This window comes from Thalassotalea marina (genome assembly GCF_014656435.1).
GTDB classification, from domain to species: domain Bacteria; phylum Pseudomonadota; class Gammaproteobacteria; order Enterobacterales; family Alteromonadaceae; genus Thalassotalea_C; species Thalassotalea_C marina.
On sequence record NZ_BNCK01000005.1, the window covers coordinates 219,487 to 245,862 of the forward strand.

Here is a 26,376-nt window from a genome sequence, read left to right on the forward strand (position 1 = left end):
AGAACGAAGATTAATTACGTTCAGTCGCAAATTACTTTCAATAAAATTCACTTATAGTTATCCTATACAAAAATGTAACAATTAAAGATTTCTTAAAATATAAATATGAGCAAGAAAGTCTTATTTAGAATTTTTCTAGCATTAGCCGCATATGGTATTTTCGTTTTACTCGTCATTAACTTTTATGATGACAGCCCCGCCAATATGAAGTGGGAAGATAGAGAAGCCTATAATCGTCAATTTATCAGTAAACTAAAGCTTGGCGAGTTTACTTTTGATGATGCACTAGAGCATTTAGGTAACCCTGACATTACCGAAGCCAAAAAAGCGTTTGATAAAAACTATCAGGTATTATTTTATCGCACACAACATGTTAAGTCTGATGGTATAACTACCCAAGACGAGTGTTCTTATTTGCTTTTTGTTGACAACATCTTAACTGAGTTTGCTGTTGCTGATCATTATAAAGGCTTGGATTACGCGATTAACGAGCACAGCGGTATTAATATGCAAGCTCATACAACCGAAGTGCCCTTCCCTAATAACGATTAATCGTTATTTCTTAGCTACTGCATTAATTTATAAAATTATTAACTTTTAACTTAATGCGGTGGCTTTCTTTAATACCAATGTCGAATGGTGCTAATACACCAGTTCGTTACTATAATTGTGACATATTGTAGCAATGACAATAATCGCAGATTTATGTTGTCGCAGACGAGTGACGCTAAGAAATTTAAAATCAATGTTGAATGAGCCTCTAGGTAGGTTGAACGGTTCATTTTAGAGTTTTAGTTAAGTATGTTTAAAAGTTTTCATGCTAGCTTACAGCGAGTCAACGTGATATAAACCTGCGCAATTTCGCGGCGACTATCAACAAAAGTGCAGCGAAAATTCTAGATTTAACAATTTAAAGGACAAAAACATGGCAAAACAAACCATCACAGTAATTAAAGGCGACGGTATTGGTCCTGATATTATCGACGCAACTATCAAAGTATTAGACAAAGCTGGCTGTGATTTTGACTATGAATACGCAGATGCAGGTTTAGCCGCGTTAGAAAAGCACGGTGAACTTGTACCTCAAGAAACCCTCGACAAAATTAAGAAAAATAAAATTACGTTAAAAGGCCCTTTAACAACTCCTGTTGGTGAAGGCTTCACTTCAATTAACGTGACATTACGTAAGCAGTTTCAATTGTACGCTAACGTTAGACCTGTTCTATCATTTAAAGGCACTAAAGCTCGTTACGAAAACATCGATATCATCACTATTCGTGAAAATACTGAAGGTATGTATTCAGGGTTAGGTCAAACGGTTGCTGAAGACGGCTCACAAGCGGAAGCAATGAGTTTAATCACTCGTGAAGGTGCTGAGCGCATTGTTGAGTTTGCTTACGAGACAGCTCGAAAAGAAGGCCGTAAAAAGGTGACTGCAGTTCACAAAGCTAACATTTTAAAATCAACATCAGGTTTGTTCTTAAAAGTAGCTAGAGAAGTTGGTGAACGTTATCCTGATATCGAGTCAGCAGAGATGATTGTCGACAACTGTTGTATGCAGTTAGTGATGAATCCAGAGCAATTTGACGTTATCGTTACTACTAACCTATTTGGTGATATTTTATCTGACTTATGTGCAGGTTTAGTTGGCGGTTTAGGTATGGCACCAGGCGCAAATATCGGTAGAGACTGTGCTATTTTCGAAGCGGTACATGGCAGCGCACCAGATATTGCTGGTAAAAACTTAGCCAACCCTACTTCTGTTATTCTTGCTGCGATTCAAATGCTTGAATACCTAGAGATGGGCGACAAAGCTGACGCTATTCGTAAAGCTATCACAGAAGTAATAGAAACGGGTGACAGAACAACTCGTGATTTAGGTGGTACGCACGGTACAACTGATTTCACTGATGCTGTTCTTGAAAGATTGTAATCTACAACTTTTAAAAACATAAAAAAATGCTCACATAATGCGAGCATTTTTTTGTTTACCACTTTTAATTTAATGTTGCGGTAATAACATTTTTTACACCACGTTTTAAAATCACGTCACCAGATGCAAAAAACTTTTGATGTGAAGCGACTTTTAAATAGTATCTGCCACTGTTTACTGGCTCTACTACGTCGTGTCTTAAGTAATCAGGCTCATCGGCCAGATTACCACTTGAATTTACCTTAAATAGCGTTGCATGTGCTTTTTTAAGTGCTACGCCTGATTCAGCATGTTTAGCAATTACTTCAATTTCTGTCATACCGCTTTCACTGTCAGTATGTGAAATAGCAAATTTACCACGCTCGTTTTCTTCACGCATAGGCATCAACAAAAAGTCATTATCATCAACACGTGCATACTCTTCATCACTGGTTTTTTCCGCACCAACAAACGCATTTGCGATCATGCTGAAAGCGCCACCAACCGTGTTGTTCATACAACCAGTATCCGCTAATGCATTATTCGTTGTTTTATTTAATTCACCGTTAACAGTTAAGCCAGAGTCCTTTTGGAATTTCTTTAAAGCTTTTACTGTATTAGGGGTAAGCTTGCCTTCTTTTTCTTGATCAGATAGATAACCAAGACAATTTAACTGCGCCTGTGCCATAGCAATTTTTACTGAGTCTAATGACATTGCGCTGGTTGATCCAGAATCGACTACATCGTCATCAACATTACTTGTTAATGTTGATGAACTAGGCGCATTCGACTTTACCTTAGCAACAAACTTTGGCGCGGTTTTACCAGCGGCTAATGTATTGTTGGCGTTGTAACGATAAAAGTCTTCCGGTACCTTAGTTAAAATAAACTGTACCGCCTTCTCAATTACTTCGCGTAGCGCTTTTTCTTTTGGTGTATTAGACCAGCCACTTAAAGCACCTGAACTAAAAGAATCACCAATATTGTAAAGTGCACCGGTTAAATCGAAATCTTTAGTGCCGCTTTCCACGGAGGTTGCCGCTAGAATTCTTGATGTTGTTGTATCAATTAGACGTATATCAATCGCCATATGAGAGCTCGAAAATCCAGCTTTTACTGAACTAAATACACTGCCCAACATACCTGAACCGCCAATGCTACCGCCAGAATTACCATCATCAAACTCAGTAACAGAAGCAACAATAACGATTTCTGCACCTTCAATTGCACCGTAGCCAGCACCTGTGTCAGCGTTAACACGGCCAGATGTCACTAAATCTTGTTCCGATAGAACCGTATCCAGTGCACTACGCTCTAACACGATAAAGCGATTGGTGTTGACCAATGATGTTGTCAGTTGATCAGACATACCATTACCAATTTCTTTACTGTACCAATGATGGTTATTTGATTTATCAGTAAAGCGAGCAACGGCAATTCGAGCTTTAGGGCCATTATATGCCTGTTGTTTTACTTGGTTAATGTCAGGAGAGTTTTGTCCTGACGTTACCGTCGTTGAAGTACTTTGACAGGCCATTAAGCCCACCATTGTTGCGCCCAAAACCAAGGTTTTTGCTTTGAAAGTCACGTTACTCTCCTTATTAGAACTGGCTACTGCATTGGGTTTACAAATATAAATCCAACTATTCAAAAGCAATTTAAAATTAACATAATCATAAAGTTACCTTTATAACTAAAACGAAATTTTTTAATAAAAATACGAAAAAAATTACACCGCGATTTGTTCCTTGCGGTAAACATTAGGTGTTACATCATATTTATCTTTAAAACACTTACTAAAATAACTTTGCGAGTTAAAGCCATTCAATTGTGCAATTTCTCCAATACTTAAAGCAGACTGTGTTAACTGAACAGTTGCATTGTGCAACCGTACATCTTTAATTAAATCAACAGGAGAAACCCCAAACAGCGCTTTAGTCTTAATTTGTAGATTTCGCTCGCTCATAAACATAGCTTTAGCGAGATCAGATAAAGTAAAATCGACATCTGCATAATGACGTTGTAATAATACATTGATTTGCTCAACAAACTTTTGATCTTTAGCACTAAATTCTGATTTTGCTTCTGGCACATTCTCAATCAAAGGAACAGCTTCTACCTCTCCATATTGAATAGATTGCAATGCTTTTTGCTGTGACATTGCACGTATCGACAAAATGTTGTTTAAAGTTGCCAACACTTCTTGTTTTGTAAATGGTTTTGGCAAAAAATCATCTGCTAGTAGCGTAAGCGTTTTTAGTTTTAACGCCTTTGATGGATATGCACTTAACATCAACACAGGTATATGGCTAATATCTTCACTTGTCCTCAATGTGTGCAACAGTTCTAAACCATTCATTTTTGGCATCATTACGTCTGAAATAATGACATCAGGCTGCCACTCTTGTGCTACTTGAATACCAGAAGCGCCATCAACTGAAGACTTACAACAAAAGTGAACCGATAATATTTCGTTTAAATAACGACGAATTTCATCATTATCATCAATGATGAGTAGTTTTTTGTTGGTCGTATTTTCTTCAAAAGGATTTTTTTGCGCGACATCTGCCATTTTCAATTCATACGCTATCGGCAGTTCAACGGTAAAAGTTGCTCCATGCCTATAGTTTGATTGCAAACGGATTGATCCGCCTGCTTGATCAACTAAGCCTTTTACTATGGCCAATCCAAGACCATGCCCTGAACCATTGACATTCGCCGCTCTAAAATTACGCTCGAATATCTTTTCTTGCTCATTGGGTAATATACCAAGCCCATTATCATTAACACTGAGAACACACTTCCCTTCTATTTCTTGGATTTTAACCTGTATTTTTGTGTTTTTCCCAGCATATTTAATCGCATTTGATACAAGGTTCCCTAAAATAAGTTCAGCTTTTTCAGGTGATAGTTCTACAAATAGCGTGACATTTTCAACTAAATTTAACTGCAGTTGTTGGTTGTTTGCGTGAGCTAATGACTGCATGTCCTCAACAAGTCGGCTAGCAATATCTGAAATATTACAACTTCCTCCTAACTCACTTGAGCTGATCTGTTTCTCATTGAGAATATTATCAACAAGTACATTGAGCTTCTGAGCATTTCGTTTTATACCCTGCAATTGTTGTTGTACTTTTCCTTGTGAAGTTTGTAATAACTCATTAGTAGGACCCAAAATAAGGGTTAATGGTGTTTTAAACTCGTGTGATACATTCGCTAGCAATTCATCTTTTGCACTGTTCATCATATTGGCTAGCTGCTTATCTTGTTCTGCTCGTTGCTTTTTACGGTATAACTGGACAAACCCTAAGATAATCGCAATTACCACAGCCAAATAAGCTGAAATTGCCCATTTGGTTAACCAAGGAGCGGCATTCACCTCTATCTTTATCGAACTAATTTCTCCCCATTCTGTATCGGGATATTTCGCTTTAACCTGAAGTTGATAACTGCCCGCTGGGATATTAGTAAAGGTCGCCACTCGGTTTTTAACATCTGTGGTCAGCCATTTATTATCGAAGCCGACTAATCGGTAGGCATATTCAACTTTCTCTTGATAAAAAGCACGCGGAGTAGAAAACTCTATACCGAACACAGAGTCTTGATGACCAAGGGATATTGCATCATCATCTGTTGTTCTATGATTAAGATCACCAAAATCGACTTTGCTGTTAAATATATAGAAGGATTCTAAAACTGTGGTTGGTGGCGTTTGTATGCGAGTAAGTTTACTCGGTTTAAAATAATTAAATCCATTGACGCCACCAAAATATAGCGCCCCTTGTGCATCTGCAAAGTGTGCACCTAAAATAAATGATCTATCTTGAACACCGTCATTGATATTAAAATGTTTAAAAGTTTCTGAATCGTAGTTATATGCAGCAAGGCCATTATTAGTGCTAAGCCATAGCTGATTGTCATCTCCCTGATAAATACCAAATACATTTGCATTTGGCAGTCCGTGCTCAACACCGTATTGTTTGATCTTACCATTGGCTTGTAACCGGTTGAGTCCATTCATGGTGCCTATCCATAGGTTTCCTCTATCATCTTTATAGAGCGCGGTAACCATATTGTCGGATAAACCTTCAGGCCCTTTTTGAACCTGAGTAAAAGTTTGATTTTGTTTATTGAAACGATTTAATCCTAAAAATGTCGCTACCCAGAGCGTATCTTTCCCATCATCTAGCAGTGCGACTACAGTATTTTGACTGAGGCTATTTTTATTATTAGCCTGATGCGAAAAGTGCCTTATATGTTCAGTTTTAGGATCAAAATGTACCAAACCTTTATTTGTCCCTAACCACAAAGTGTTATCACTGCTGCTTGTAATTGAAAATATGTAGTTAGTCGGTAGACCCGATGCTTCGGTAAAGCGTTCGAAGTTATCCTGCTCAGCATTATATTTTGCCAACCCTCCGCCATAAGTACCGACCCACACGCTGTTATCTGTGCTAGTGTGAATGGCAAATACATTATCGTTAGGCAAGCTATCAATATTTGATTTTTGATGTTGATAAGTTAGAAATTGCTTTTGGTTAGCTGGTCTCTTGTTTAACCCACCTCGGGTTCCTACCCACAAATTCCCGTTTTTATCTTTTGAAATTGCTCTTACAAAGGCATGACTGAGTGAGGCGCTATTATCTGGTATGTGTGTCGTATGGTTGAACTCACTTCTTCTTACTGAATATCGATGAAGCCCTTTACCATCTGTACCGAGCCAAATATCTTGATCACTTTCTAAAAACAAAGATAGCAAGTAGTTATTTTTAATACTGTTTTCATTATTTTTATTAACGGTGAATTGCTGAAAGTCACCGCTGATTGTGTCGTAAACGTAAAGCCCGCTGCCATAAGTATTTATCCATAACTCACCCGGGATTCTCTCGGTTATTGCCGTTACCCAACCAGTGTTTAAGGAGGATTTTTCCAACACGAGTTGTTCATTTACTTTAGATAGCTTATACAAACCAGTTTTAGCGCCTATCCAAAGCTGGCCGTTTTGGTCAGTGCTTAACGTCCATATTTCTGACTGTATTTTTGTTGCATCATCTATCTGCAAATCAGCTGAAAACAAACGGCCTTTATCTAGATCTAGGTAAAACAAGCCTGTAGATGTGGCCAACCATATTTGGTGATTAACACTCGAAATAATGGCATTTATTTTTCCAACACTTTTAGCATCGTTAACAAAACGATCAATGTGAGCTGTTGTTGGATTTATACGATATAAAACCCCGTCGGCACTTCCAGCCCATAGAAACTGTTTTTGATCAAAATACAGGCTGTTAAATCTATCATCCGTTATCGTTGAAGTGCTTTGTTTGTTAAAGAATTTGAAAGTATCAGTGTGAGTATTGTAGCGAGTAATACCAGCGGACTTGGTTGCAAACCACAAATAACCTTGCTCGTCTTGAGCACATCCAGTGATCCAATTGCCAGGAGGGTTTTTCGTGCTGCCATCTGCTAAGTAAGATTGAAATTCAATGCCATTAAAACGATTGAGGCCGCCCTGTGTACCAACCCAAAGATACCCTTTCAGCCCTCTCATCATACAATTAGCACTGCCTTGGCTTAGGTTTTGCTCAAAACCAAAATGCTCAAAGTAATCAACAAAGCTAGTTTTGACCTGTGCACTAACAGAGAGTGGCAAACAACTAGTAACTGTAAATATCACTGCAATGGCAGTAATAAAAAATCCTTGTTTAGGCATGACACATACAACGTTTATCTATCTATTAAAAAATTAAATTTTTCAATACGATATACTGGACATTGCGATAAATAGTATCCTATCGTAAGACCACTTGCCAAGCCTAATGTAAAAAAGGCCAGATTAATATCTGGCCTTTCGCTTCATATTTAAATTGTTTACAGCTCGAAATATGGTGCTGGTGTCAGCAATCGCGCGTGTACGGTAACTTCCTCACGATCGTAATAAAGATGTTTTGCATACAGCTCATATTTAACATCATATTCGGCAAACATATCTTTTATCATTTGCAAATCTTCTTGAACTTGCTGATATCGACCTTTCATGGGTAACTTCAAGTTAAACATCGCTTCTTTGCAATCACCTCTGAGTAACCAAGTTGCCATTAATTTAGCAACTCTCTGAGGCTTTTCAATCATGTCACACACCAACCAGTAGACGTTTTTCTTGGCGGGGACATATTTAAAACCGTCTACCATTTTGTGTTTAACCTGCCCAGTGTCCATCAGTGATTCAGCCATGGGGCCATTGTCGATTGACGTCACCATCATTCCACGGCGTACCAATTGATACGTCCATCCTCCTGGTGAAGCACCAAGATCAACTGCGTGTAACCCTGAGGTTAGTCTAGTATCCCATTCGTCTCTGGGAATAAAATACAAAAACGCTTCATCGAGTTTTAATGTAGAACGACTTGGAGCCTGTGATGGAAATTTTAAGCGAGGGATCCCCATAACATGTTCAGATGAATTGGTACCTAATGAATACCCTAGAATAACTTCTGAGCCGGAGAAAAATAACGCATGCAATATTGCACCATCGTTATCCCCTTTAGCAGATAAAATTTTCTTTTGCCTCAATGCTTGTCTTAATGGTACAGCCAGTTTACGACAAAACTTCGACAATGATTTTCCATCATTTGTATCGGGCGTTTCCATTCGTAAATCACTGTATTGCCACTCTTGCCCAAGCGCCTCTGTAATTGCTTCAACACGATTGTATTCAGGCAGTTCAATTTTGTCTGTTAAGGTTAAAAACCACTGTCTTGCAAATATAAGCCGTTTCAAAGGAATTTTAGCTAAAAGCACTTCCCCTTCATCTGGATTATTTAAATGAAAAAAAACGATGCCTGAATTTTTACTCAGCTGTAGATAACCATACACCTGATTCCAAGCGGCTTTCTCTTGGATTTCTGCCCCGCAGTCTTTCTCAAATCCTGGGCGACAATATAAAACAATAGCTGCCATTGTTACTCTTGCTTTCTCTTTGCATAAAAAATAAGGCTCAGCCATGCTAAAGCCATCGACATACCACCGTATGGAGCTAATTTCCCAACGGTTTGCCAACCTACCAAATATTTAATATAGATACTGCCGCTAAAAGCGCATATACCAATAACCAATAAAATGGCGGTAATGGTCAATACTCGCGACCACGCGTGTTTTAATACAAATAAAACAGCCAATAGCGCAAGGGTGTGTGTTAATTGATAAAATTGGGCGGTTTGCAATTTCTCTACAACATCTGGCGACAGATGTTGACCAGCATGCGCCAACCAAGCGCCGAATAATACAGAAAAAGCGCCGCTGACACCAATAAAGATAAAAAGCAATCGTTGAAATATACTTTTATTCACCAATAAATACCTCTATTTCTCTAACAGCTTGACGTAAGTTTTGCTCATGTGTTTTGCCTGATTTAACGCGTGGTTTTAAATCATGATCACCATCTGGCAAAAATACGACCTGACACAACTTAGGTATATCTAGAGTGGCAATCATTTCCTTGTCTCCTAATTTATCCCTTTCACCCTGTAAAATCAGTGCAGTTTTTTTAAGCGTTTCAATGGGCGTCATCCTAAGTTTTTCAGGTTTTCCTATCGGATGAAATGGATAACCTAAGCAAATTACGCCTTTGATTTTAGTTAAGTGCGCACTATTAATTTCACTATCACCAGATAAAGTAGCTGCAACCCGTCCGCCCATTGATTTACCTATCAAGTACAAAGGCAAATCTTGTTCACAATCTGTCAACACTTGTTCAAAACAATCAAGCAATTTAGGCATTCTATCGGGTGGAAACTTTTTATCCTCTGCTATTCTCCTGTCCATATAAGGAAAATTAAAGCGAGTAACACTATATGCTGCATCATTGAGTAATTGTGTAAACCTTGTCATAAATTCCGATGACTTATCGGCTCCTGCACCATGTGCAAATATTAAATGTGCTTTGGCTTGTTCAACATGTGATTCAATCTTACTAATAGACATCTAAAATCTCTTCTACATCATCTGTTTCTTCTGAGGCTACTGTTTCAAGGACCCAATCTCTAAATGCCGCAATTTTACCTAACTCTAATTGATGTTTACGACAAACCAAATAAAACGCATTTTTGCTGACTAATGTATGATCAAGTGGCATCACCAACCTGCCAGCTTTCAAATCTGGCATTGCTAAAATTCGTTGCGTCAAAGCAACACCTTGACCATGCACGGCTGCTTGCACCACCATGGCAGAGTGACTAAATATTGGACCATGATTAACATTGGTACCACGCACGTTTGCTTCTTTAAACCAGCGCTTCCAATCGCGTCGAGAGGTATCATGCAATAATGTGTGCTGTGTTAAATCTTGAATCGTTTTAAGTGGCTTAGGGCCCTCTAATAACAATGGAGAACAAACCGGGATCAAATATTCAGTGTGTAGTTGGTCAGCATGTAAATTTGACCAGCGACCTCGCCCGTAATAAATCGCAACATCAACATCTTCGGTTAAAGAGTTATCAGCCTGATCAACCGCTTTAATCCGAACATCTACATCTGGGTTTAGCAAATTAAATGCATTTAATCTTGGCACTAACCATTGAATAGCAAAACTTGGCTGCAAGCTGACAGTGATCGACCCTTTGGCTCCCCTAGCCAATAACCTTTCGGTGGCATCATGCAAGGAGGTAAAAACTTCTTTGATGTCTTGATAATAAGCTTGACCTTCTTCAGTTAATAACAGCGCCCTATTTTTTCGCATGAATAATTTTAGCCCCAAATGCTCTTCCAAAGCTTTAATTTGATGACTAATTGCAGCCTGAGTGACGAATAATTCCTCAGCTGCCCTTGTAAAACTCAATTGTCTCGCAGACACCTCAAAGGCACGTAAAGCATTGAGTGGCGGTAACCTTATTGCCATTTAGTTTGAATTTCCATTAAATGATTATGTAAATAAATTGAATAAATACTCTACAAATTTAAAAAAACAGCTTCGGATTAGTTTTTCTAATCTAAAACATTATAATTTGTCATTTTTAAAAAGGCGAGGATTACCTTAATATTCGCACCGTAGATGAAGGACGACATCTTTTTTTACTACAACGACACAAAATTGTAGCAAGGCAATGGGCGAATAACTAACGCTCACCAAAACGAGACCAAGTCCCTAACATCTATTTTGGATGATTAAATATACTTTAGGTGACAAACAATGAAACTAGTTAAATTACTAATTAATGCTCTCGTTATTACTGGCATAGGTTCTACTAGCGTAGCTTTTGCTAAAACTACGCCAATTTTAAAGGCTGAACCAGTAAAAGTAACTGAAATTAAAGCGAGCATTAAAGCTGAAATCAGCACGACATTACAACAAATGGTGTCTGAAATTGCGCCTTTACAACCAGTTAATTCAGAAATGATGACGATTAACTTAACCAAGAAAGATAATTCACAATTAATTGCTAAAAACACACTAATTGCTGAATAACATGAATTTCTCGGTAAAGCTACTCCCCAACCAGGCTTTACTGATTATAGCTTGCTAAACGAGTCTCTAGCCGTTTAGCAAGCATCGGGGTTGACCTCCCGATAAATGCTCGCAATAAAACATTTTGGGTGCCTATGGCACCCTTTTTTTATCTGCTAAGTTAAGCTTTTTTATTCCAATCAAATGCAAGCTCAATAGCACTTTGCAACAGTGGCCATTGGATTAACGATGTTTGATACTCACCAGCCTTACCTTTTAATTGAATACCATAACTTTCTAACCTGTAAGCTAATATTGCGTAAAATGCATCAACAGCACTTGCTTCATGAAACATAAAGGGTAATTGAGCGCTTTCAAATATTGCTTCCAAGCGTTTCAGCTCGGTCTCAATCGCACTAAAATCTGTAACTTTTTGCACAGGTTGAGTTGAAAATGGGCAGCACATTCTAATTTGCATAAATCCCGAGTGTAGCTCAGCACACAAACTCCTTGCTAATGCTCTCTGCGCAGCTAATGCTGGCAAAATAGCCTTTGAAGAGCATTCATTTAAATACTCCATGATGGCAAGTGAATCATGCACATACACGTCATCGTGCGTAAGTGCTGGAACTAACCCCGTTTTAGAGTGTTTGTAAATTTCCGCTTTATAGTTAGGTGCTGATAAATCTATTACTTCAATATTTACCTTTTGCTTGGCCAACTGACTGCATATCCAAGCTCTTAGAGACCAAGTAGATTCTGTACCAACGATAAGCTTCACAATGATTTACCCTTTTTCAAAAAATTCCATTAACCTTAAGTTTTATCATTAAAATTCGAACATTAATATACCCTTCATCGCTATCGCGAAGAATATCCCAATAATGTGTAAACCTTGAATTGCTAACAAACAAATGTTGGCAATAAAAAAGGAAGCCTAGGCTTCCTTCTATCTCACTTTTAAGTGTGTTGTTATTCAGTGATTAACGCGGGAAAGCTTTTAACTACATCATCAACTGCCTTCATTTGCGCTAAATACGGCTCTAGTTTATCTAATGGTAATGCACATGGCCCATCACATTTAGCTTCATTTGGATTTGGATGAGCTTCGATAAATAGACCTGCAATTCCTAAAGCCATTCCACTACGTGCTAACTGTGCAGCTTGTTCACGGCGCCCGTCAGCAGAGCTTTCTCTGCCGCCCGGTTTTTGCAGTGCGTGGGTCGCATCAAAGATTACCGGCGCAAAGCTTTTCATTTCATCCATGGCTAGCATGTCGACAATTAAATTGTTGTAACCATAACAACTACCGCGCTCGCACAAGATCACATTTTCATTACCCGCTTCAGCAAACTTTTTAATGATATGACGCATTTCGTGTGCCGCTAAAAACTGAGGCTTTTTCACGTTGATTGCTGCGCCCGTTTTTGCCATAGCAACAACGAGATCAGTTTGGCGAGCTAAAAATGCTGGCAACTGAATAATATCAACTACGTCAGCAACCGGTTGTGCTTGATAAGGTTCATGCACATCGGTAATGACCGGAACATTAAATGTAGATTTAATTTCTTCAAAGATCTTTAAACCTTCTTCCATACCAGGGCCACGATATGAATGCACTGACGAGCGATTTGCTTTATCAAAAGACGCTTTAAATACATATGGAATTTGAAGTTTTTGCGTTACTTGTACATAGTGTTCAGCAATACGCATTGCTAAATCACGAGACTCGAGCACATTCATACCACCAAATAAGGTAAATGGCTTATCGTTGGCAACATCTATTGCACCAACGCTAACTTGTTTAATCGTCATAAATAATTCCTAAATCATCCTACAGCTTGCAGTAATTGACCACATAGCCAAGCCATGTAGGTACCTAAGGTATAACCAAACACGGCAAGTAAAACGCCAACTGGTGCTAGTGATGGATGGAATGCCGAAGCAACAATCGGCGCAGAGGCCGCACCGCCAACGTTTGCTTGGCTACCAACTGCCATATAAAACAATGGTGCTTTTATCATTCTAGCTACAATTAACATTAATGAAGCGTGAACTAACATCCAAACCACACCAATAAAGAAGAACTTTGGAGCGTCCATGATCATGCGTACGTCCATCTTCATACCAACAGTCGCAATAAGTATGTATAAAAATGCACTACCTATTTTAGAAGCACCTGCTCCCTCTAAGTTTCTCACTTTGGTAAATGACAAAATCACGCCACAAGTACTGGCAAAAATAACCATCCAAAAGAATTTACTATGGAAACTAAATTTTGCTAGATCAGGGTGATTTTCGACAAAATAAGGCGTGACCACATCTGCAAATAAATGAGCAAATCCTGTTACACCTAAACCAATCGCAACAATAATCATCAAATCTGCTAACGTTGGTATACGAGCATGCTTAGCGTGAAACTGTTCCACTTTCTCTTTCAGCTCTTCAATAGCAGAAACATCGGCGCCAGTTTTTGCATCAATTTGTGCCGCACGGCCTGACATGACCAAAAGGACAGCCATCCAAAGGTTAGCAACGATAACGTCAACGGTAACCATAACTGAAAATATTGCATCACCTGCGCCATAAATTTCTTTCATCGCGGCTTGGTTTGCACTACCGCCTATCCAACTACCAGCGACAGTTGTCATGCCACGCCATGCAGCTTCTGGCCCTGACACCCCGATTATTTCTGGGAAAACGCTCGCGACAACCAAAATAGCTATAGGCCCGCCAATAACAATGCCCAAAGTACCTGTTAAAAATAAAATAATGGCCTTACCACCCAGTTTTTTAATCGCAGGAAAGTCGATACTTAATGTTAATAACACTAAACAGGCAGGCAATAAGTAGCGAGAAGCAACATAGTAAAGCTGAGAATCTTCGCCGCGAATAATATCAAAGGTATTTAGTAGTGAAGGTAGGAAATAACACAGCAAAACTGCAGGCACTACGCCGTAAAACTTCTTCCAAAAAGGTGATTTACTGCTAGAGGTATAAAAAACCCAACCTAGCATCAAAGCAAAAATACCAAGAATAGTGGCATCATTGGTAATTAGAGGCGCGTGTACAGCAACATCGCCAGCAGTAGACTCTGCAGACATGAATTCTCCCAATTATAGATGGTTTATTATTATACTAAAGCACCAAAATTGGTGCTTTTAATACTAGCGTCAACTAATGAAGAACCGTTTCAGCGACGCTAATATTGTCGAGTTGTAATTTTAAAAGTTGCGCTGCTGGGTCCTTTGGGCAGGCATCAACAAAATACTGATAATCGTCGTAAGCTACTTTAAAACAATCCAGCTGATGAAGCAAAAATCCACGATCTCGACGTTCAAATGGATCGTCAGGTCTAATTGATAAAATTAAATCCACACATACAAGTGCATAATCAAAGCGCTTTTCAATAATTAATACATTCTTAAGTAAAGTTAAATGCTCAAGCACGATACTTTTGCATTCCATGGGTGGTAAGTGTGGTTGTAACGACTCATTATTTATACCTTCTAGGCGTCGATCTAACTCTTCCCAGTTTATCGACTCGCCTGTTATTGGATCAAAAATAATTGAATAAAGATCATCACAAATAATACGCACCATCACTTTTTCAGGTACATAGACAACTTCCGCTTCAAGATCACATTGATTAGCAATATGCTGGATAATAACAGCCTTTAACACCGGCGAAATTACACGTTGACCAATAGAGGATTCAATTAAACAAGCAGACAAAGGCCAGCGATTTCGTTCTTGATCGATAAACAGCTCATCAACATAAAGCGCGTTGATCAGACATTCAGCTTGTGCCATTGGCTCGTCGATACCTTCTATCGAATCTCGACAAGTTTCTATAATAGTCGACAAAGCTTGTTGAATATTTTCGCTAACATTTTTCTGAAAGATATGTTCTTCAATCAGTGCTAGTGATGCCAATAAATTATTTTGTTCTGAGTCAATTTCAGACAACAACAAATCATTCATTAAATTAAATTACTACTCTGGTTTGCCCATTGCACTGTTAGCATATGGGCAAACTTAAAAATTTAAAGACTAGGTTTATAAAAGAAAATTTTGTTTAGTCATGGCTATTTTGGCAATAAGCAAAAACCAACCTACCGCACCGACATAACCTAATACTTGCATTACACGATTTCTAGCTAATTTCAACGCATAGAAAGCGGTAAAAATATAAGCAAATAGTGCTAAGAGTTTTTCTGCCAACCATTTATGTTCAAGCGGATTCCAACCAAACTGAATCATTAATGCGATACCCGCACACAATAACAAAGTATCAATAATATGTGGGGTGATCTTTACCCATTTTTTATCTAGTTGTTTTGAACCAACTAACGTCCAAAAAAAGCGAATGGTGAATAACGAAATACTCAATACCGCCAATGTCATATGTAAATGCTTAAACATGTTAATACCTTGCTCTTATTTATTGGTTAAATCGCGCATAAGTGACGCGATCATTATTATTGTAATCTTGTATTGTGGCGGCGTTATCATAACCTAGCGAAGTTAAAATATCTCTCACTAGTTGCCCTTGTTCAAAGCCATGCTCAAAATACAAACTGCCACCTGGCGTCAGGTAACTTCTAGCCTTTGACGCAATATGCTCGATATCAGCTAAGCCATTATTTTTTGCCACCAATGCTGAAACAGGCTCAAACGTCACATCACCTTGCGCCAAATGAGGATCATTGGCATCAATGTAGGGAGGGTTACTGACAATAACGTCAAAGCGCAATGATTTATCAATGTTTTCAAACCAACTGCTTTGGTAAATATTAACGTTATTAATATTTAGTTTCTTGGCATTTTTCTTTGCAAGCGTTACTGCTTCTGGCATCAAATCGACAGCGTCAAATTGCCACTTTTTGTTTTCACTGGCCAGCGCTAACGCTATGGCGCCCGTTCCCGTCCCTAAATCTAAACAGCGAGCTTGCTCTGAGGTAATGTCTTGTAAAACCTGTTCCACCAACACTTCAGTATCAGGTCTAGGTATCAAAGTTGAAGGAGCTACGTCTAACTCCAGCGACCAAAACTCTTTATGACCAACCAAATAAGCAACAGGCTCATGTTGAGCACGTCTTTTTAGCAAATTGATAAAAAGACTCTGTACTTCGTCTGCCAGTAATTTTTCTGGCCAACTTAATAAATAGCTGCGATCTTTTCCTAGAGAAAATGCCAGTAATATTTGACTATCTAGCAGTGCAGAATCAGAAACGGCAGCGAGTAAATCGCTGCCGTATTTTATAGCCTGCTTTATCGTGAAAGCTGATGTAATCATTAAACCTTAGCTTTGCTCAGCTAATGCCGCTAATAAGTCGGCCTGATTTTCTTGTAAAATTGGCTCAAGAACCAAATGTAGATTACCTTCCATCACTTCAGCTAAGCGATACAAAGTCAGGTTAATACGATGATCAGTCATACGGCTTTGTGGATAGTTGTAAGTTCTAATACGTTCTGAACGATCACCACTGGCCACTAAGCTTCGACGAGAGCTTTCTTCTTCACTACGACGCTTTTCATCTTCTGCCGCTTGTAATCTCGCTTGCAATACTGACATCGCTTGTGCACGGTTTTTGTGTTGCGAACGTTGATCCTGACATTCCACCACAATACCTGTTGGAATATGGGTAATACGAATGGCAGAATCGGTTTTGTTAACGTGCTGTCCACCCGCACCTGACGCACGGAAAGTATCAACTTTCAAATCAGCTTTATTGATTTCGATAGCTTCTGATTCAGGAATTTCAGGCAATACCACCACAGTACAGGCAGACGTATGTACACGGCCTTGAGATTCTGTTTCTGGTACACGTTGAACACGATGACCACCAGATTCAAATTTCATTTGACCATATACGCCTTCGCCTGACACTTTAAAGATAATTTCTTTAAAGCCGCCCTGCTCACTTTCACTTTCGTTCATGATTTCGATGCGCCAACCTTTAGTTTCGGCAAATCGGCTATACATGCGGTACAAGTCACCCGCAAAAATTGCCGCTTCATCACCACCAGCACCAGCACGAATTTCAACAAAGCAGTTATTGTCATCTTTTGGGTCACGAGGTAACAATAATATTTGCAACTCGTCAGCCAAAGTTTCTACCGCATGTTTTGCGTCTTTGTATTCTTCTTGCGCCATTTCACGTAAGTCAGGATCATCATCTTTAAGCATTTCTTCGGCAGTTGCAAAGTCATCTTCAGCGCTTCTATAATTATTAAACACGCTTGTCACTTCTTCTAACTGCTTGAACTCTTTAGATAAAGCCTGGAACTTTTCTTGGTCTGCAATAATACCAGGATCAGATAATAACGCCTGCACTTCTTCGAAGCGTTCTACCAATCCTTCTAATTTTTGATAAACAGATTTTTTCATGAATGTTTCTATTTGATACGTTAAGCAGACGTTTATTCTGCTTATGGAATTATTTCTGAACTCGTTGCGCGCAGTGTAATAACTTCACTGACTACTTGCAACAAACACTTAATGAGTAAAGCTAGTTATCGATATTGAAAATATCGCGTAAATAGACGATTTTATCCAGTTCTCCGCCTTGTGCAGCAGATTGAATAGCGCTGGTGGGAGCATGCATAAACTTGTTGGTGAGTTTTGTCGCCAGTTCAGCAACTACCGCTTCGGGATTTTTATTGGCTTTTAATTGTAATAACGCTTTTTCTAATAAGGCATCACGTTCTTCTAAACATTGGTTTCGGTAGCTAACCACAGTATCTTGTGTGTTTAAGCCACGCATCCACGCCATAAAGACATCCGATTGCTCAGACACAATCGACTCAGCTTCAACCGCAGCTTTACGTCTGTTTTCGATATTTTTAGCGATAATGCCTTGTAAGTCATCAACCGTATATAAAAATACATCTTCTAAGTCAGCAACTTGTTCCTCAATATCACGAGGTACCGCTAAATCGACCATAAACACAGGGCGGTGTTTACGCTTAGTTAATGCTTTTTCCACCATACCTTTACCAATGATAGGTAAAGTACTACCGGTTGAACTAATCACTATGTCAGCATCGGCAATATGTTCAGGAATTTGCGCTAAGGTTATTACGTCTGCGCCAATTTGACTTGCCATTTGCTCTGCACGAGACAAGGTTCGGTTAGCAACTGTAATTTTACCCACTTTGTTTTCGTACAAGTGTTTAGCAACCAACTCGATAGTTTCACCTGCACCAACCAATAACACTTTTGCTTTTTCTAAACTGGCAAAAATATGCTTGGCTAGGTTTACGGCAGCAAAAGCAACTGAAACAGCACTGGCACCAATTTCAGTTTCCGTACGCACTTGTTTGGCAACACCAAATGTACGTTGAAACAACCTGTCCATAACAAGCGCAAGTGAGCCTGCCGCCTTAGCTTGGCTATAGGCTTGCTTCATTTGACCCAGAATTTGCGGTTCACCAAGTACTAAAGAATCAAGGCCACAAGCAACACGCATCATGTGATTTACTGCTTGTTTATCGCTGTGCCAATATAAGCTAGGAATGATAGATGACGCTGGAACACCATGGTGCTGCTCCAACCAAGAAATAATTTTAGCTTGCGTTTGATCAATAGATTCATTTTGCACTAAATATAATTCAGTGCGGTTGCAGGTTGATAAAATCGCTGCTTCTTTACATGAAACTTCGTCGAGCATTTCCTGTAACGCCGACGATAAATTATCGGGATTAAAAGAAATTTTCTCTCGAACAGCAACAGGAGCAGTTTTATGATTAATTCCAACAGCGACAATGGGCATAATGCGTAAATATTGACCTAGTAATTGACTTTGCAAATAACCAACCAAGGCTGGCATAATTTTGCACTGATAATTTTTAATTCTAGTGTATTATGAGCGCCTGCACACAGCATTCGACTGAAAGGACACTAAAATCCGGCTAATTTTACGAAATAAACGGGTTAAATGAAAGCAAAAAACCATGATAAAACTAAGACTATTCTTGATATCGATCATCCTTTTAGGATTAAACGCTTGCTCTTCAAGGCCTAATTTAGAACAAGATACACCAACAATTGCCGATACTGTTGAACAGAGAACCCAAAAAATTAACGCACTTGAAAACTGGAAGATACAAGGACGAATCGCTTTTATTCAAGGAAAAGAACGTGAAAGTGCCTCTTTGTATTGGCAAAATAATTTAGTCGAGCAAAAGCAAGAACTAAATCTTAATACTTTCCTCGGTATCAATATATTTTCTTTAAAATCAAAGCAAGGAATACATCAACTAGAAGTTGATGGCGAAGAATATCAAAGTGACGACTTAGCAGCTTTATTATATTCATTAACAGGTTTACAACTACCCGTTGAACAATTACATTTTTGGCTGTTTGGTCTACCCGCATATACAAGTGATCAACTGACTTTTGATCCAATTACATCATTACCCACAAACCTGCACTCGAGCCATAACAGTAAACTTTGGACAATTAGCTACGCTGGCTATGTGCGTAAAAATAATTTAGATGTATCAACAAAACTGACCATTCGCCAAGGCGACTTATTAATTAAAATGCAAATATCTGACTGGACGTTTTAATGACCGCTACGCAATTTTTAACTTTTCCTGCTCCTGCAAAACTCAACTTATTTTTACATATCATAGGTAGAAGAGCTGATGGCTACCACGAACTAGAAACCGCGTTTCAGTTTTTAGATCACGGTGACAATATAAATATTCGACCAACCGACAATGGACAAATTGAATTGTTAACACCCATTGAAGGTGTACCCGATGAAGAAAACTTAATCATTAAAGCAGCTAAAGCCCTCCAACTGGCGTCACAAACAAACAAAGGTGCTCAGATAAAATTAGAAAAGTATCTCCCTATGGGGGGAGGTTTAGGTGGTGGTTCATCTGATGCGGCAACTATATTAGTCGCTTTAAATTGGTTATGGCAGACCAACTTTACATTGCAACAACTTGCTGATATTGGACTTAAACTAGGTGCAGATGTCCCAGTATTTGTTCACGGATTTGCCGCATTTGCAAAAGGTGTTGGTGAAGAATTAACTCCGATAACACCAAGCACCTATTACTACTTAGTCAGTAAACCTAATGTCAGTATTTCTACGCAAGCAGTATTCACCTCGCCAGACCTGACTCGCAATACTCCTGCGCTAAAACTTGACCAATTGGACATAGATTCTTGCCACAATGATTGTCAAAAATTAGTAATAAAACAGTATCCCGAGGTTGCCAATCTACTGGCTTGGTTGGTAGAATACGCGCCGTCTCAAATGACGGGAACGGGGGCATGTATTTTCAGTCGTTTTGATACGAAAGAGCAAGCTGAAAGTATCCAAAAAATGTTACCTGAGCAAATTTCTTCATTTGTTGCTAAAGGTGTAAATGTATCGCCACTTCATCAAACCCTTGAGAAGTATCAACGAGAGTTTACACGTTAATGAAAAATGAAATGGCCATAAACTGGCTTTTTTCGCATAATGTGCTGATATTAACTGCAACCGTTGATGCAGCATGAAATACAATCAAATGTCAAAAGTTTCTGAGGAACTGCTTGTGCCTGACATGAAAATCTTTGCGGGTAATGCCACCCCTGAACTGGCCAAACAAATTGCAAACCGCTTATACATCACCTTAGGTGAAGCCAAAGTTGGCAGTTTTAGCGACGGCGAAGTGAGCGTAGAAATCACTGAGAACGTTCGTGGCGCGGATGTGTTCATTATTCAATCTACTTGCGCACCTACCAACGATAACCTAATGGAACTAATTGTGATGATCGACGCCTTACGTCGTGCGTCAGCTGGTCGAATTACAGCGGTAATGCCTTATTTTGGTTATGCCCGCCAAGACCGACGTGTACGTAGTGCGCGTGTTCCAATTACCGCAAAAGTTGTTGCAGACTTTTTATCTAGTGTAGGTGTTGATCGTGTTCTTACCGTTGACCTTCACGCTGAACAAATTCAAGGCTTCTTCGATGTACCTGTAGATAACGTATTTGGTACGCCAATCTTATTAGAAGATATGCAAGAAAAAGCGTTAGAAAACCCAGTTGTCGTTTCACCAGATATCGGTGGTGTAGTTAGAGCGCGTGCTGTAGCTAAATTACTTGACGACGCTGACCTAGCCATTATCGACAAACGTCGCCCTAAAGCAAATGTAGCACAAGTCATGCATATTATCGGTGATGTTCAAGGTCGTGATTGTATTATCGTTGACGATATGATCGATACAGGTGGCACGTTAGCAAAAGCAGCTGAAGCGTTAAAAGCTCACGGTGCAAAAAATGTTTATGCTTATGCTACTCATCCTGTATTTTCAGGTAACGCAGCAGAAAACATTAAAAACTCTGTTATAGACGAAGTTATTGTTACAGATTCAATTCCTCTGTCTGATGAAATTAAAGCATTAAATGGTAAAGTTCGTCAGTTAACATTAAGCGGTATGCTTTCAGAAGCAATTCGCCGTGTATGTAACGAAGAGTCAATCTCTGCAATGTTTGATAGCTAAATATCAAAACTTTATCGTTAGAAAAGCCAACTTTAAAAGTTGGCTTTTTTATTTGTTTATAAGCAGTGATTACAATTGGCATAATTTATTAATGCAATATCATTTGCTTAATGTTATCATGCCGCGCCTTTTTTATCTGAGTAGTAAATAACTGCTAGGAAAAAGCAACACACGGGTTATTTTTGGTCGCAAAGAATAACCAACATTTATTTTATATTAGGTAATTATCATGACTGATTTATTTACTTTGGAAGCTGAAGTACGTACTGATTTAGGGAAAGGTGCGAGCCGCCGCCTACGTCACGCGAACAAAGTTCCAGCTATCCTTTACGGTGAAGAAAAAGAGCCAGTATCTTTAACACTAGCTCACAACAAAGTTGTACGTGCACAGCAAGAAGAAGCTTTTTACACTCAAGTGTTAACGCTTGTTATTGGTGGTGAGAAAGTTGAATGTGTTGTTAAAGACATGCAACGTCACCCGTTCAAGCCTCAAGTAATGCACTTAGACTTCTTACGCGTAGACGCTTCACACCCTATCCACAGCAATGTACCAGTTCACTTCGTAAACGAAGAAGCTGCTACTAAGAAAGGTGGAACAATCGCTCATCACATCGCTGAAATCGCGGTAACTTGTTTACCAGGTAACTTACCAGAGTTCATCGAAGTTGACGTTGCTGACATCGAAGTAGGTCAAACTCTTCACCTATCTGACGTTAAATTCCCTGAAGGCGTAACTTCAGACGAATTAGCTAAAGGTGAAAGCCACGACCAAGCTGTTGTTACTTTAAACGCGCCTAAAGGCGGTAGTGACGAAGCTAGCGAAGAAGCTGCTGCTGAGTAATTTTAAGGTCTTACCTTAAGATGACTATTCAGTTAGTTGTGGGCCTGGGTAATCCAGGCCCCGAATATACAAAGACCCGTCACAATGCAGGCGTTTGGTTTGTTGAAGAACTGGCGTCAAGATATAACATCTCTCTCCGTCCTGAAAAAAAATACTTTGGTTATTATGGTAAAGGTGACATTGGTGGAAACCTTGTACACTTACTTGTGCCAACAACTTTTATGAACCGAAGTGGACAGGCTGTAGCTCCTTTAGCTAATTTTTATAAAATGTCTGTTGAAAATATTTTAGTTGCTCATGATGAAATGGACATGGAGCCAGGTGTTTGCAAAATAAAACAAGGCGGAGGCCACGGTGGTCATAATGGTTTACGAGACATTATCGCCCGCATGGCAAATAACAAAGATTTTTATCGACTGCGCATAGGCATAGGTCACCCAGGTCATAAAGACAAAGTAACTGGCCATGTACTAGGTAAAGCATCACCTAGTGAGCAGAAACTAATGGATCAGTGTATTGACGAAGCAAGCCGTTGCTTTGAAATTTGGCAAAAAAACGACGTTAAAATCGCCCAAAACCGTCTACACTCCTTTAAAGCACAACCATAGATGGGCAAAGCCATCAATTTTATAGGTAACTGAACATGGGATTTAAATGTGGTATCGTTGGTCTACCCAACGTAGGTAAATCAACCCTTTTCAACGCATTAACCAAAGCAGGAATTGAAGCAGCTAACTTCCCGTTTTGTACAATTGAACCTAATACAGGTGTTGTACCTGTTCCAGATCCGCGTTTAGATAAGCTAGCTGCTATTGTCAAACCCGAACGTGTCATTGCCACAACAATGGAATTTGTTGATATTGCTGGATTGGTTGCTGGAGCTTCTAAAGGTGAAGGTTTAGGTAACAAATTTTTAGCGAACATTCGTGAAACAGATGCCATTGGCCATGTAGTTCGCTGTTTTGATAACGAAAACATTGTGCACGTTTCCGGTAAAGTAAGCCCAGCTGACGATATTGATGTTATCAATACTGAATTAGCTTTAGCTGATATGGATACTGCTGAACGCGCAATTCAACGCCAAACTAAAAAGGCAAAAGGCGGTGATAAAGACGCAAAATTTGAATTGCCAGTACTTGAGAAAATTTTAAAACACGTTGAAGAAGGCAATATGGTTCGTTCTCTAGAGCTAACTAAAGAAGAACTAGCTGCCGTTAAATACTTAAACTTCCTAACAGTTAAGCCAACTATGTACATTGCAAATGTTAATGATGATGGCTTTGAAAATAACCCATATTTAGACCAAGTACGTGAAATTGCTGCCAATGAAGGTGCGGTAGTTGTTGCAGTATGTGCCGAAATTGAAGGTGAACTGTCTGAAATGGATGAAGAAGACCGCGAAATCTTCATGGAAGAAATGGGTTTAGAAGAGCCAGGACTTAACCGAGTGATCAACTCAGGTTACGGTTTACTTAGCTTACAAACATACTTCACCGCTGGCGTAAAAGAAGTTCGTGCATGGACCGTAAAACAAAACGCGACAGCACCACAAGCTGCTGGTGTTATCCACACTGACTTCGAAAAAGGCTTTATTCGCGCTGAAGTTGTTGGTTTTGACGACTTTATTGAGCACAACGGTGAATCAGGCGCTAAAGAAGCAGGTAAGTGGCGACTTGAAGGTAAAGATTACATCGTAAAAGATGGTGATGTTGTTCACTTTAGATTTAATGTCTAGTACAGCAAAACGATTTTAAAAAGCCACTCTAAGTGGCTTTTTTTATGCCTACAAAACTTACAAAGCACGCGTTCAGCTCACTAAATAGTCACACTTTGCTTTTATTTTAGCCATACAGCCAAGTTATTCTATTTACTGATAAAAATAAGTTAGTAAAAAACAATTTTTCTACCATACTAGATGCACACCCTTTGTAACAATAACAACATAGAGGTATCTATGAAAAAAACACTTTTATTAACTAGTATTGTTTTTAGTGCACTAACCCTTTCGCCAAACGTTTCAGCAAATGATAGTGTTGGACTACGTGTTTGTGAATATATTAAAGCTAATGACAAGAGTCGCTTACGTTCGTATCTTAAACAGCAAAAATTACGTGTTAGAAACTTATACGATCAAATTAAATGCAATGATATGAACCTACTTATATTTGCCGCTGCGAATCAGTCATTAGAAGCCGGTGAATTTTTAATTGGTAAAATTCCCGCCAAAAAAGTTCAAGAAGAAATAGACAATATTGCTAAACATTCAGCTCATTTAGCAGAAGAAGCTCGATTACGCGTTGAGTAATTAGATAAACACACGCACTGTATTTATCATAATGCAGTGCGTTTGCTCTTTCCCATTATTAAAACCATATCACATGCCATACAGTTGGCTATTTTATCACCAGAAAAGTCTATGATACGCCTATAATAAACACGGTTTGACGAGAGTTTAGCCAAACGAGTCGAAATAGGTATTTTTTTGAAAAAAAACGGTTGACGTTAGCCAATCAGATTTGCATAATACGCGCCACTTGCTGAGAGGCAAGGTTGTAAATGGCTACATAGCTCAGCTGGTTAGAGCACATCACTCATAATGATGGGGTCCCAAGTTCAAATCTCGGTGTAGCCACCATTTACAATGCGGGAGTGGCGGAATTGGTAGACGCGCTGGATTTAGGTTCCAGTACCGCGAGGTGTGAGAGTTCAAGTCTCTCCTCCCGTACCATTTAAATAACATGAGTTATTTAAATAAGAAACATTGTAGGGGTATAGCCAAGCGGTAAGGCAGCGGGTTTTGATCCCGTCATTCAGAGGTTCAAATCCTCTTACCCCTGCCACTTCATTGAAGTGGGAGTATAAATCAACAATGTTTCACTTAAGAATTACGGAAGGGGTATAGCCAAGCGGTAAGGCAGCGGGTTTTGATCCCGTCATTCAGAGGTTCAAATCCTCTTACCCCTGCCAATTCTTAAGACAAAATATTTTGGTGTTAATCACCTATCTCAAAATGCGGGAATGGCGGAATTGGTAGACGCGCTGGATTTAGGTTCCAGTACCGCGAGGTGTGAGAGTTCAAGTCTCTCTTCCCGTACCATTTTGAGAACACTTAGAAGTTAAATTCTAAAAATCCTTTCTTAACTATACTACACTTAGTCAAACAAGCGCAGTGTAATTATCAAAGGCTTATGGCTACATAGCTCAGCTGGTTAGAGCACATCACTCATAATGATGGGGTCCCAAGTTCAAATCTCGGTGTAGCCACCATTTACAATGCGGGAATGGCGGAATTGGTAGACGCGCTGGATTTAGGTTCCAGTACCGCGAGGTGTGAGAGTTCAAGTCTCTCTTCCCGTACCATTCAAGTAACATCAGTTACAAGAATACGTAAGCATTGCAGGGGTATAGCCAAGCGGTAAGGCAGCGGGTTTTGATCCCGTCATTCAGAGGTTCAAATCCTCTTACCCCTGCCACTTATGCTTATTCATCATATTATTCAAATTGTATCACCGTTAAGTTATAAACCTACTTTCTCTAATTTTATCCCTTACGCTCTATAAGCAACTAAGACCAACAGAAATAAATAGTTATGCCAACTGAAATCAATATTTTAATTTGGGCAATAAAAAAGGAAACCGCTATTTCACTGGCTTCCTCGTTATGTTGACT

At 39.2% G+C, this 26,376-nt stretch carries 24 protein-coding genes and 8 tRNA genes; 18 read left to right on the plus strand and 14 right to left on the minus strand.

What is annotated here, in order from left to right:
* Window positions 1-105: 105 nt before the first annotated feature.
* Together IE199_RS12550 and IE199_RS12555 are read left to right on the plus strand one after the other, a co-directional pair.
* On the plus strand, window positions 106-552 hold the full coding sequence (locus tag IE199_RS12550) for a DUF3192 domain-containing protein (RefSeq protein WP_189771024.1): 447 nt from the start codon (window positions 106-108) through the stop codon (window positions 550-552).
* Window positions 553-925: 373 nt separating this feature from the next.
* The gene (locus tag IE199_RS12555) at window positions 926-1,933 is read left to right on the plus strand and encodes an isocitrate dehydrogenase (RefSeq protein ID WP_189771026.1); all 1,008 of its coding nucleotides are present in this window, start codon (window positions 926-928) and stop codon (window positions 1,931-1,933) included.
* Window positions 1,934-1,997: 64 nt separating this feature from the next.
* On the opposite strand, the gene IE199_RS12560 is transcribed toward IE199_RS12555, so the two are convergent.
* The 6 genes from IE199_RS12560 to IE199_RS12585 all read right to left on the minus strand — a co-directional run bounded on the left by IE199_RS12560 (window position 1,998) and on the right by IE199_RS12585 (window position 10,808).
* Window positions 1,998-3,500, minus strand: coding sequence for a CsgG/HfaB family protein (locus tag IE199_RS12560; RefSeq protein WP_229854696.1), 1,503 nt, complete (start codon window positions 3,498-3,500; stop codon window positions 1,998-2,000).
* Between the two features lie 141 nt (window positions 3,501-3,641).
* The gene (locus tag IE199_RS12565; RefSeq protein ID WP_189771028.1) at window positions 3,642-7,625 is read right to left on the minus strand and encodes a hybrid sensor histidine kinase/response regulator transcription factor; all 3,984 of its coding nucleotides are present in this window, start codon (window positions 7,623-7,625) and stop codon (window positions 3,642-3,644) included.
* A gap of 158 nt (window positions 7,626-7,783) precedes the next feature.
* A complete protein-coding gene (gene rlmM, locus IE199_RS12570) occupies window positions 7,784-8,872 on the minus strand; it encodes a 23S rRNA (cytidine(2498)-2'-O)-methyltransferase RlmM (RefSeq protein ID WP_189771030.1) in 1,089 nt (362 codons plus the stop codon).
* 2 nt (window positions 8,873-8,874) lie between these two features.
* Window positions 8,875-9,261, minus strand: a complete 387-nt coding sequence (locus IE199_RS12575) for a DUF423 domain-containing protein (protein WP_189771031.1) — start codon at window positions 9,259-9,261, stop codon at window positions 8,875-8,877.
* Window positions 9,254-9,895 (minus strand): alpha/beta family hydrolase, encoded by a 642-nt coding sequence (locus IE199_RS12580; RefSeq protein WP_189771032.1) that lies wholly within the window; start codon window positions 9,893-9,895, stop codon window positions 9,254-9,256. Before IE199_RS12580 ends, IE199_RS12575 begins: the two co-directional genes overlap by 8 nt.
* Window positions 9,885-10,808, minus strand: coding sequence for a transcriptional regulator GcvA (locus IE199_RS12585; protein ID WP_189771034.1), 924 nt, complete (start codon window positions 10,806-10,808; stop codon window positions 9,885-9,887). Before IE199_RS12585 ends, IE199_RS12580 begins: the two co-directional genes overlap by 11 nt.
* A gap of 291 nt (window positions 10,809-11,099) precedes the next feature.
* Here IE199_RS12585 and IE199_RS12590 point away from each other — a divergent pair, with 291 nt between their 5' ends.
* Window positions 11,100-11,375, plus strand: coding sequence for a hypothetical protein (locus IE199_RS12590; protein ID WP_189771036.1), 276 nt, complete (start codon window positions 11,100-11,102; stop codon window positions 11,373-11,375).
* A 160-nt stretch (window positions 11,376-11,535) separates the two neighbouring features.
* Here the strand turns inward: IE199_RS12590 and IE199_RS12595 are convergent, their stop codons facing one another.
* From IE199_RS12595 to hemA, 8 genes are all read right to left on the minus strand, one after another.
* Entirely contained in the window at window positions 11,536-12,135 is a 600-nt protein-coding gene (locus IE199_RS12595; RefSeq protein ID WP_189771038.1) for a glutathione S-transferase N-terminal domain-containing protein, read from the minus strand.
* Between the two features lie 191 nt (window positions 12,136-12,326).
* Window positions 12,327-13,169 (minus strand): 3-deoxy-8-phosphooctulonate synthase, encoded by an 843-nt coding sequence (kdsA, locus tag IE199_RS12600; protein WP_189771040.1) that lies wholly within the window; start codon window positions 13,167-13,169, stop codon window positions 12,327-12,329.
* Window positions 13,170-13,183: 14 nt separating this feature from the next.
* Window positions 13,184-14,458 carry a DUF819 family protein gene (locus IE199_RS12605; RefSeq protein ID WP_189771042.1) on the minus strand — a complete coding sequence of 425 codons (1,275 nt, stop codon included), beginning with the start codon at window positions 14,456-14,458 and terminating at the stop codon, window positions 13,184-13,186.
* Between the two features lie 73 nt (window positions 14,459-14,531).
* Window positions 14,532-15,338 (minus strand): SirB1 family protein, encoded by an 807-nt coding sequence (locus IE199_RS12610; protein WP_189771044.1) that lies wholly within the window; start codon window positions 15,336-15,338, stop codon window positions 14,532-14,534.
* A 75-nt stretch (window positions 15,339-15,413) separates the two neighbouring features.
* On the minus strand, window positions 15,414-15,779 hold the full coding sequence (locus IE199_RS12615; RefSeq protein ID WP_189771046.1) for a SirB2 family protein: 366 nt from the start codon (window positions 15,777-15,779) through the stop codon (window positions 15,414-15,416).
* A gap of 19 nt (window positions 15,780-15,798) precedes the next feature.
* The gene (prmC, locus tag IE199_RS12620) at window positions 15,799-16,653 is read right to left on the minus strand and encodes a peptide chain release factor N(5)-glutamine methyltransferase (protein WP_189771048.1); all 855 of its coding nucleotides are present in this window, start codon (window positions 16,651-16,653) and stop codon (window positions 15,799-15,801) included.
* Between the two features lie 6 nt (window positions 16,654-16,659).
* On the minus strand, window positions 16,660-17,748 hold the full coding sequence (prfA, locus tag IE199_RS12625; protein ID WP_189771050.1) for a peptide chain release factor 1: 1,089 nt from the start codon (window positions 17,746-17,748) through the stop codon (window positions 16,660-16,662).
* 121 nt (window positions 17,749-17,869) lie between these two features.
* Window positions 17,870-19,132, minus strand: a complete 1,263-nt coding sequence (gene hemA, locus IE199_RS12630) for a glutamyl-tRNA reductase (RefSeq protein WP_189771364.1) — start codon at window positions 19,130-19,132, stop codon at window positions 17,870-17,872.
* Window positions 19,133-19,313: 181 nt separating this feature from the next.
* Between hemA and lolB the strand changes: the two genes are divergently transcribed.
* The 15 genes from lolB (at window position 19,314) to IE199_RS12705 (ending at window position 26,180) form a co-directional block, all read left to right on the plus strand.
* Complete coding sequence (gene lolB, locus IE199_RS12635) at window positions 19,314-19,931, plus strand: lipoprotein insertase outer membrane protein LolB (RefSeq protein WP_189771052.1); 618 nt, start codon at window positions 19,314-19,316, stop codon at window positions 19,929-19,931.
* Window positions 19,931-20,800 carry a 4-(cytidine 5'-diphospho)-2-C-methyl-D-erythritol kinase gene (gene ispE / locus IE199_RS12640; protein ID WP_189771054.1) on the plus strand — a complete coding sequence of 290 codons (870 nt, stop codon included), beginning with the start codon at window positions 19,931-19,933 and terminating at the stop codon, window positions 20,798-20,800. Before lolB ends, ispE begins: the two co-directional genes overlap by 1 nt.
* Window positions 20,801-20,915: 115 nt before the next feature.
* Window positions 20,916-21,866 carry a ribose-phosphate pyrophosphokinase gene (locus IE199_RS12645; protein WP_189771367.1) on the plus strand — a complete coding sequence of 317 codons (951 nt, stop codon included), beginning with the start codon at window positions 20,916-20,918 and terminating at the stop codon, window positions 21,864-21,866.
* Window positions 21,867-22,095: 229 nt separating this feature from the next.
* Complete coding sequence (locus IE199_RS12650) at window positions 22,096-22,707, plus strand: 50S ribosomal protein L25/general stress protein Ctc (protein WP_189771056.1); 612 nt, start codon at window positions 22,096-22,098, stop codon at window positions 22,705-22,707.
* A 20-nt stretch (window positions 22,708-22,727) separates the two neighbouring features.
* Window positions 22,728-23,315: an aminoacyl-tRNA hydrolase gene (gene pth / locus IE199_RS12655; protein WP_189771058.1), complete on the plus strand. Its 588-nt coding sequence runs from the start codon at window positions 22,728-22,730 to the stop codon at window positions 23,313-23,315.
* Window positions 23,316-23,350: 35 nt separating this feature from the next.
* On the plus strand, window positions 23,351-24,442 hold the full coding sequence (gene ychF / locus IE199_RS12660) for a redox-regulated ATPase YchF (protein ID WP_189771060.1): 1,092 nt from the start codon (window positions 23,351-23,353) through the stop codon (window positions 24,440-24,442).
* A 219-nt stretch (window positions 24,443-24,661) separates the two neighbouring features.
* Entirely contained in the window at window positions 24,662-25,012 is a 351-nt protein-coding gene (locus IE199_RS12665; RefSeq protein WP_189771062.1) for a DUF3718 domain-containing protein, read from the plus strand.
* A 253-nt stretch (window positions 25,013-25,265) separates the two neighbouring features.
* Window positions 25,266-25,342: transfer RNA gene (locus IE199_RS12670), tRNA-Met, on the plus strand.
* An 8-nt stretch (window positions 25,343-25,350) separates the two neighbouring features.
* Window positions 25,351-25,435, plus strand: a tRNA-Leu gene (locus IE199_RS12675).
* 37 nt (window positions 25,436-25,472) lie between these two features.
* A tRNA-Gln gene (locus IE199_RS12680) sits at window positions 25,473-25,547 on the plus strand.
* A 52-nt stretch (window positions 25,548-25,599) separates the two neighbouring features.
* A tRNA-Gln gene (locus IE199_RS12685) sits at window positions 25,600-25,674 on the plus strand.
* A 45-nt stretch (window positions 25,675-25,719) separates the two neighbouring features.
* A tRNA-Leu gene (locus IE199_RS12690) sits at window positions 25,720-25,804 on the plus strand.
* A 93-nt stretch (window positions 25,805-25,897) separates the two neighbouring features.
* Window positions 25,898-25,974 (plus strand) — tRNA-Met (locus IE199_RS12695).
* A gap of 8 nt (window positions 25,975-25,982) precedes the next feature.
* Window positions 25,983-26,067 (plus strand) — tRNA-Leu (locus IE199_RS12700).
* Window positions 26,068-26,105: 38 nt separating this feature from the next.
* Window positions 26,106-26,180, plus strand: a tRNA-Gln gene (locus IE199_RS12705).
* Window positions 26,181-26,376: the final 196 nt, after the last annotated feature.

Coding starts and splice junctions, on each gene's coding strand:
- IE199_RS12550 (WP_189771024.1), top strand. CDS start 106: ATGAGCAAGAAAGTCTTATTTAGAATTTTTCTAGCATTAGCCGCATAT.
- IE199_RS12555 (WP_189771026.1), top strand. CDS start 926: ATGGCAAAACAAACCATCACAGTAATTAAAGGCGACGGTATTGGTCCT.
- IE199_RS12565 (WP_189771028.1), bottom strand. CDS start 7,625: ATGCCTAAACAAGGATTTTTTATTACTGCCATTGCAGTGATATTTACA.
- rlmM (WP_189771030.1), bottom strand. CDS start 8,872: ATGGCAGCTATTGTTTTATATTGTCGCCCAGGATTTGAGAAAGACTGC.
- IE199_RS12580 (WP_189771032.1), bottom strand. CDS start 9,895: ATGTCTATTAGTAAGATTGAATCACATGTTGAACAAGCCAAAGCACAT.
- IE199_RS12585 (WP_189771034.1), bottom strand. CDS start 10,808: ATGGCAATAAGGTTACCGCCACTCAATGCTTTACGTGCCTTTGAGGTG.
- IE199_RS12590 (WP_189771036.1), top strand. CDS start 11,100: ATGAAACTAGTTAAATTACTAATTAATGCTCTCGTTATTACTGGCATA.
- kdsA (WP_189771040.1), bottom strand. CDS start 13,169: ATGACGATTAAACAAGTTAGCGTTGGTGCAATAGATGTTGCCAACGAT.
- IE199_RS12605 (WP_189771042.1), bottom strand. CDS start 14,458: ATGTCTGCAGAGTCTACTGCTGGCGATGTTGCTGTACACGCGCCTCTA.
- IE199_RS12610 (WP_189771044.1), bottom strand. CDS start 15,338: ATGAATGATTTGTTGTTGTCTGAAATTGACTCAGAACAAAATAATTTA.
- IE199_RS12615 (WP_189771046.1), bottom strand. CDS start 15,779: ATGTTTAAGCATTTACATATGACATTGGCGGTATTGAGTATTTCGTTA.
- prmC (WP_189771048.1), bottom strand. CDS start 16,653: ATGATTACATCAGCTTTCACGATAAAGCAGGCTATAAAATACGGCAGC.
- prfA (WP_189771050.1), bottom strand. CDS start 17,748: ATGAAAAAATCTGTTTATCAAAAATTAGAAGGATTGGTAGAACGCTTC.
- hemA (WP_189771364.1), bottom strand. CDS start 19,132: ATGCCCATTGTCGCTGTTGGAATTAATCATAAAACTGCTCCTGTTGCT.
- lolB (WP_189771052.1), top strand. CDS start 19,314: ATGATAAAACTAAGACTATTCTTGATATCGATCATCCTTTTAGGATTA.
- ispE (WP_189771054.1), top strand. CDS start 19,931: ATGACCGCTACGCAATTTTTAACTTTTCCTGCTCCTGCAAAACTCAAC.
- IE199_RS12650 (WP_189771056.1), top strand. CDS start 22,096: ATGACTGATTTATTTACTTTGGAAGCTGAAGTACGTACTGATTTAGGG.
- pth (WP_189771058.1), top strand. CDS start 22,728: ATGACTATTCAGTTAGTTGTGGGCCTGGGTAATCCAGGCCCCGAATAT.
- ychF (WP_189771060.1), top strand. CDS start 23,351: ATGGGATTTAAATGTGGTATCGTTGGTCTACCCAACGTAGGTAAATCA.
- IE199_RS12665 (WP_189771062.1), top strand. CDS start 24,662: ATGAAAAAAACACTTTTATTAACTAGTATTGTTTTTAGTGCACTAACC.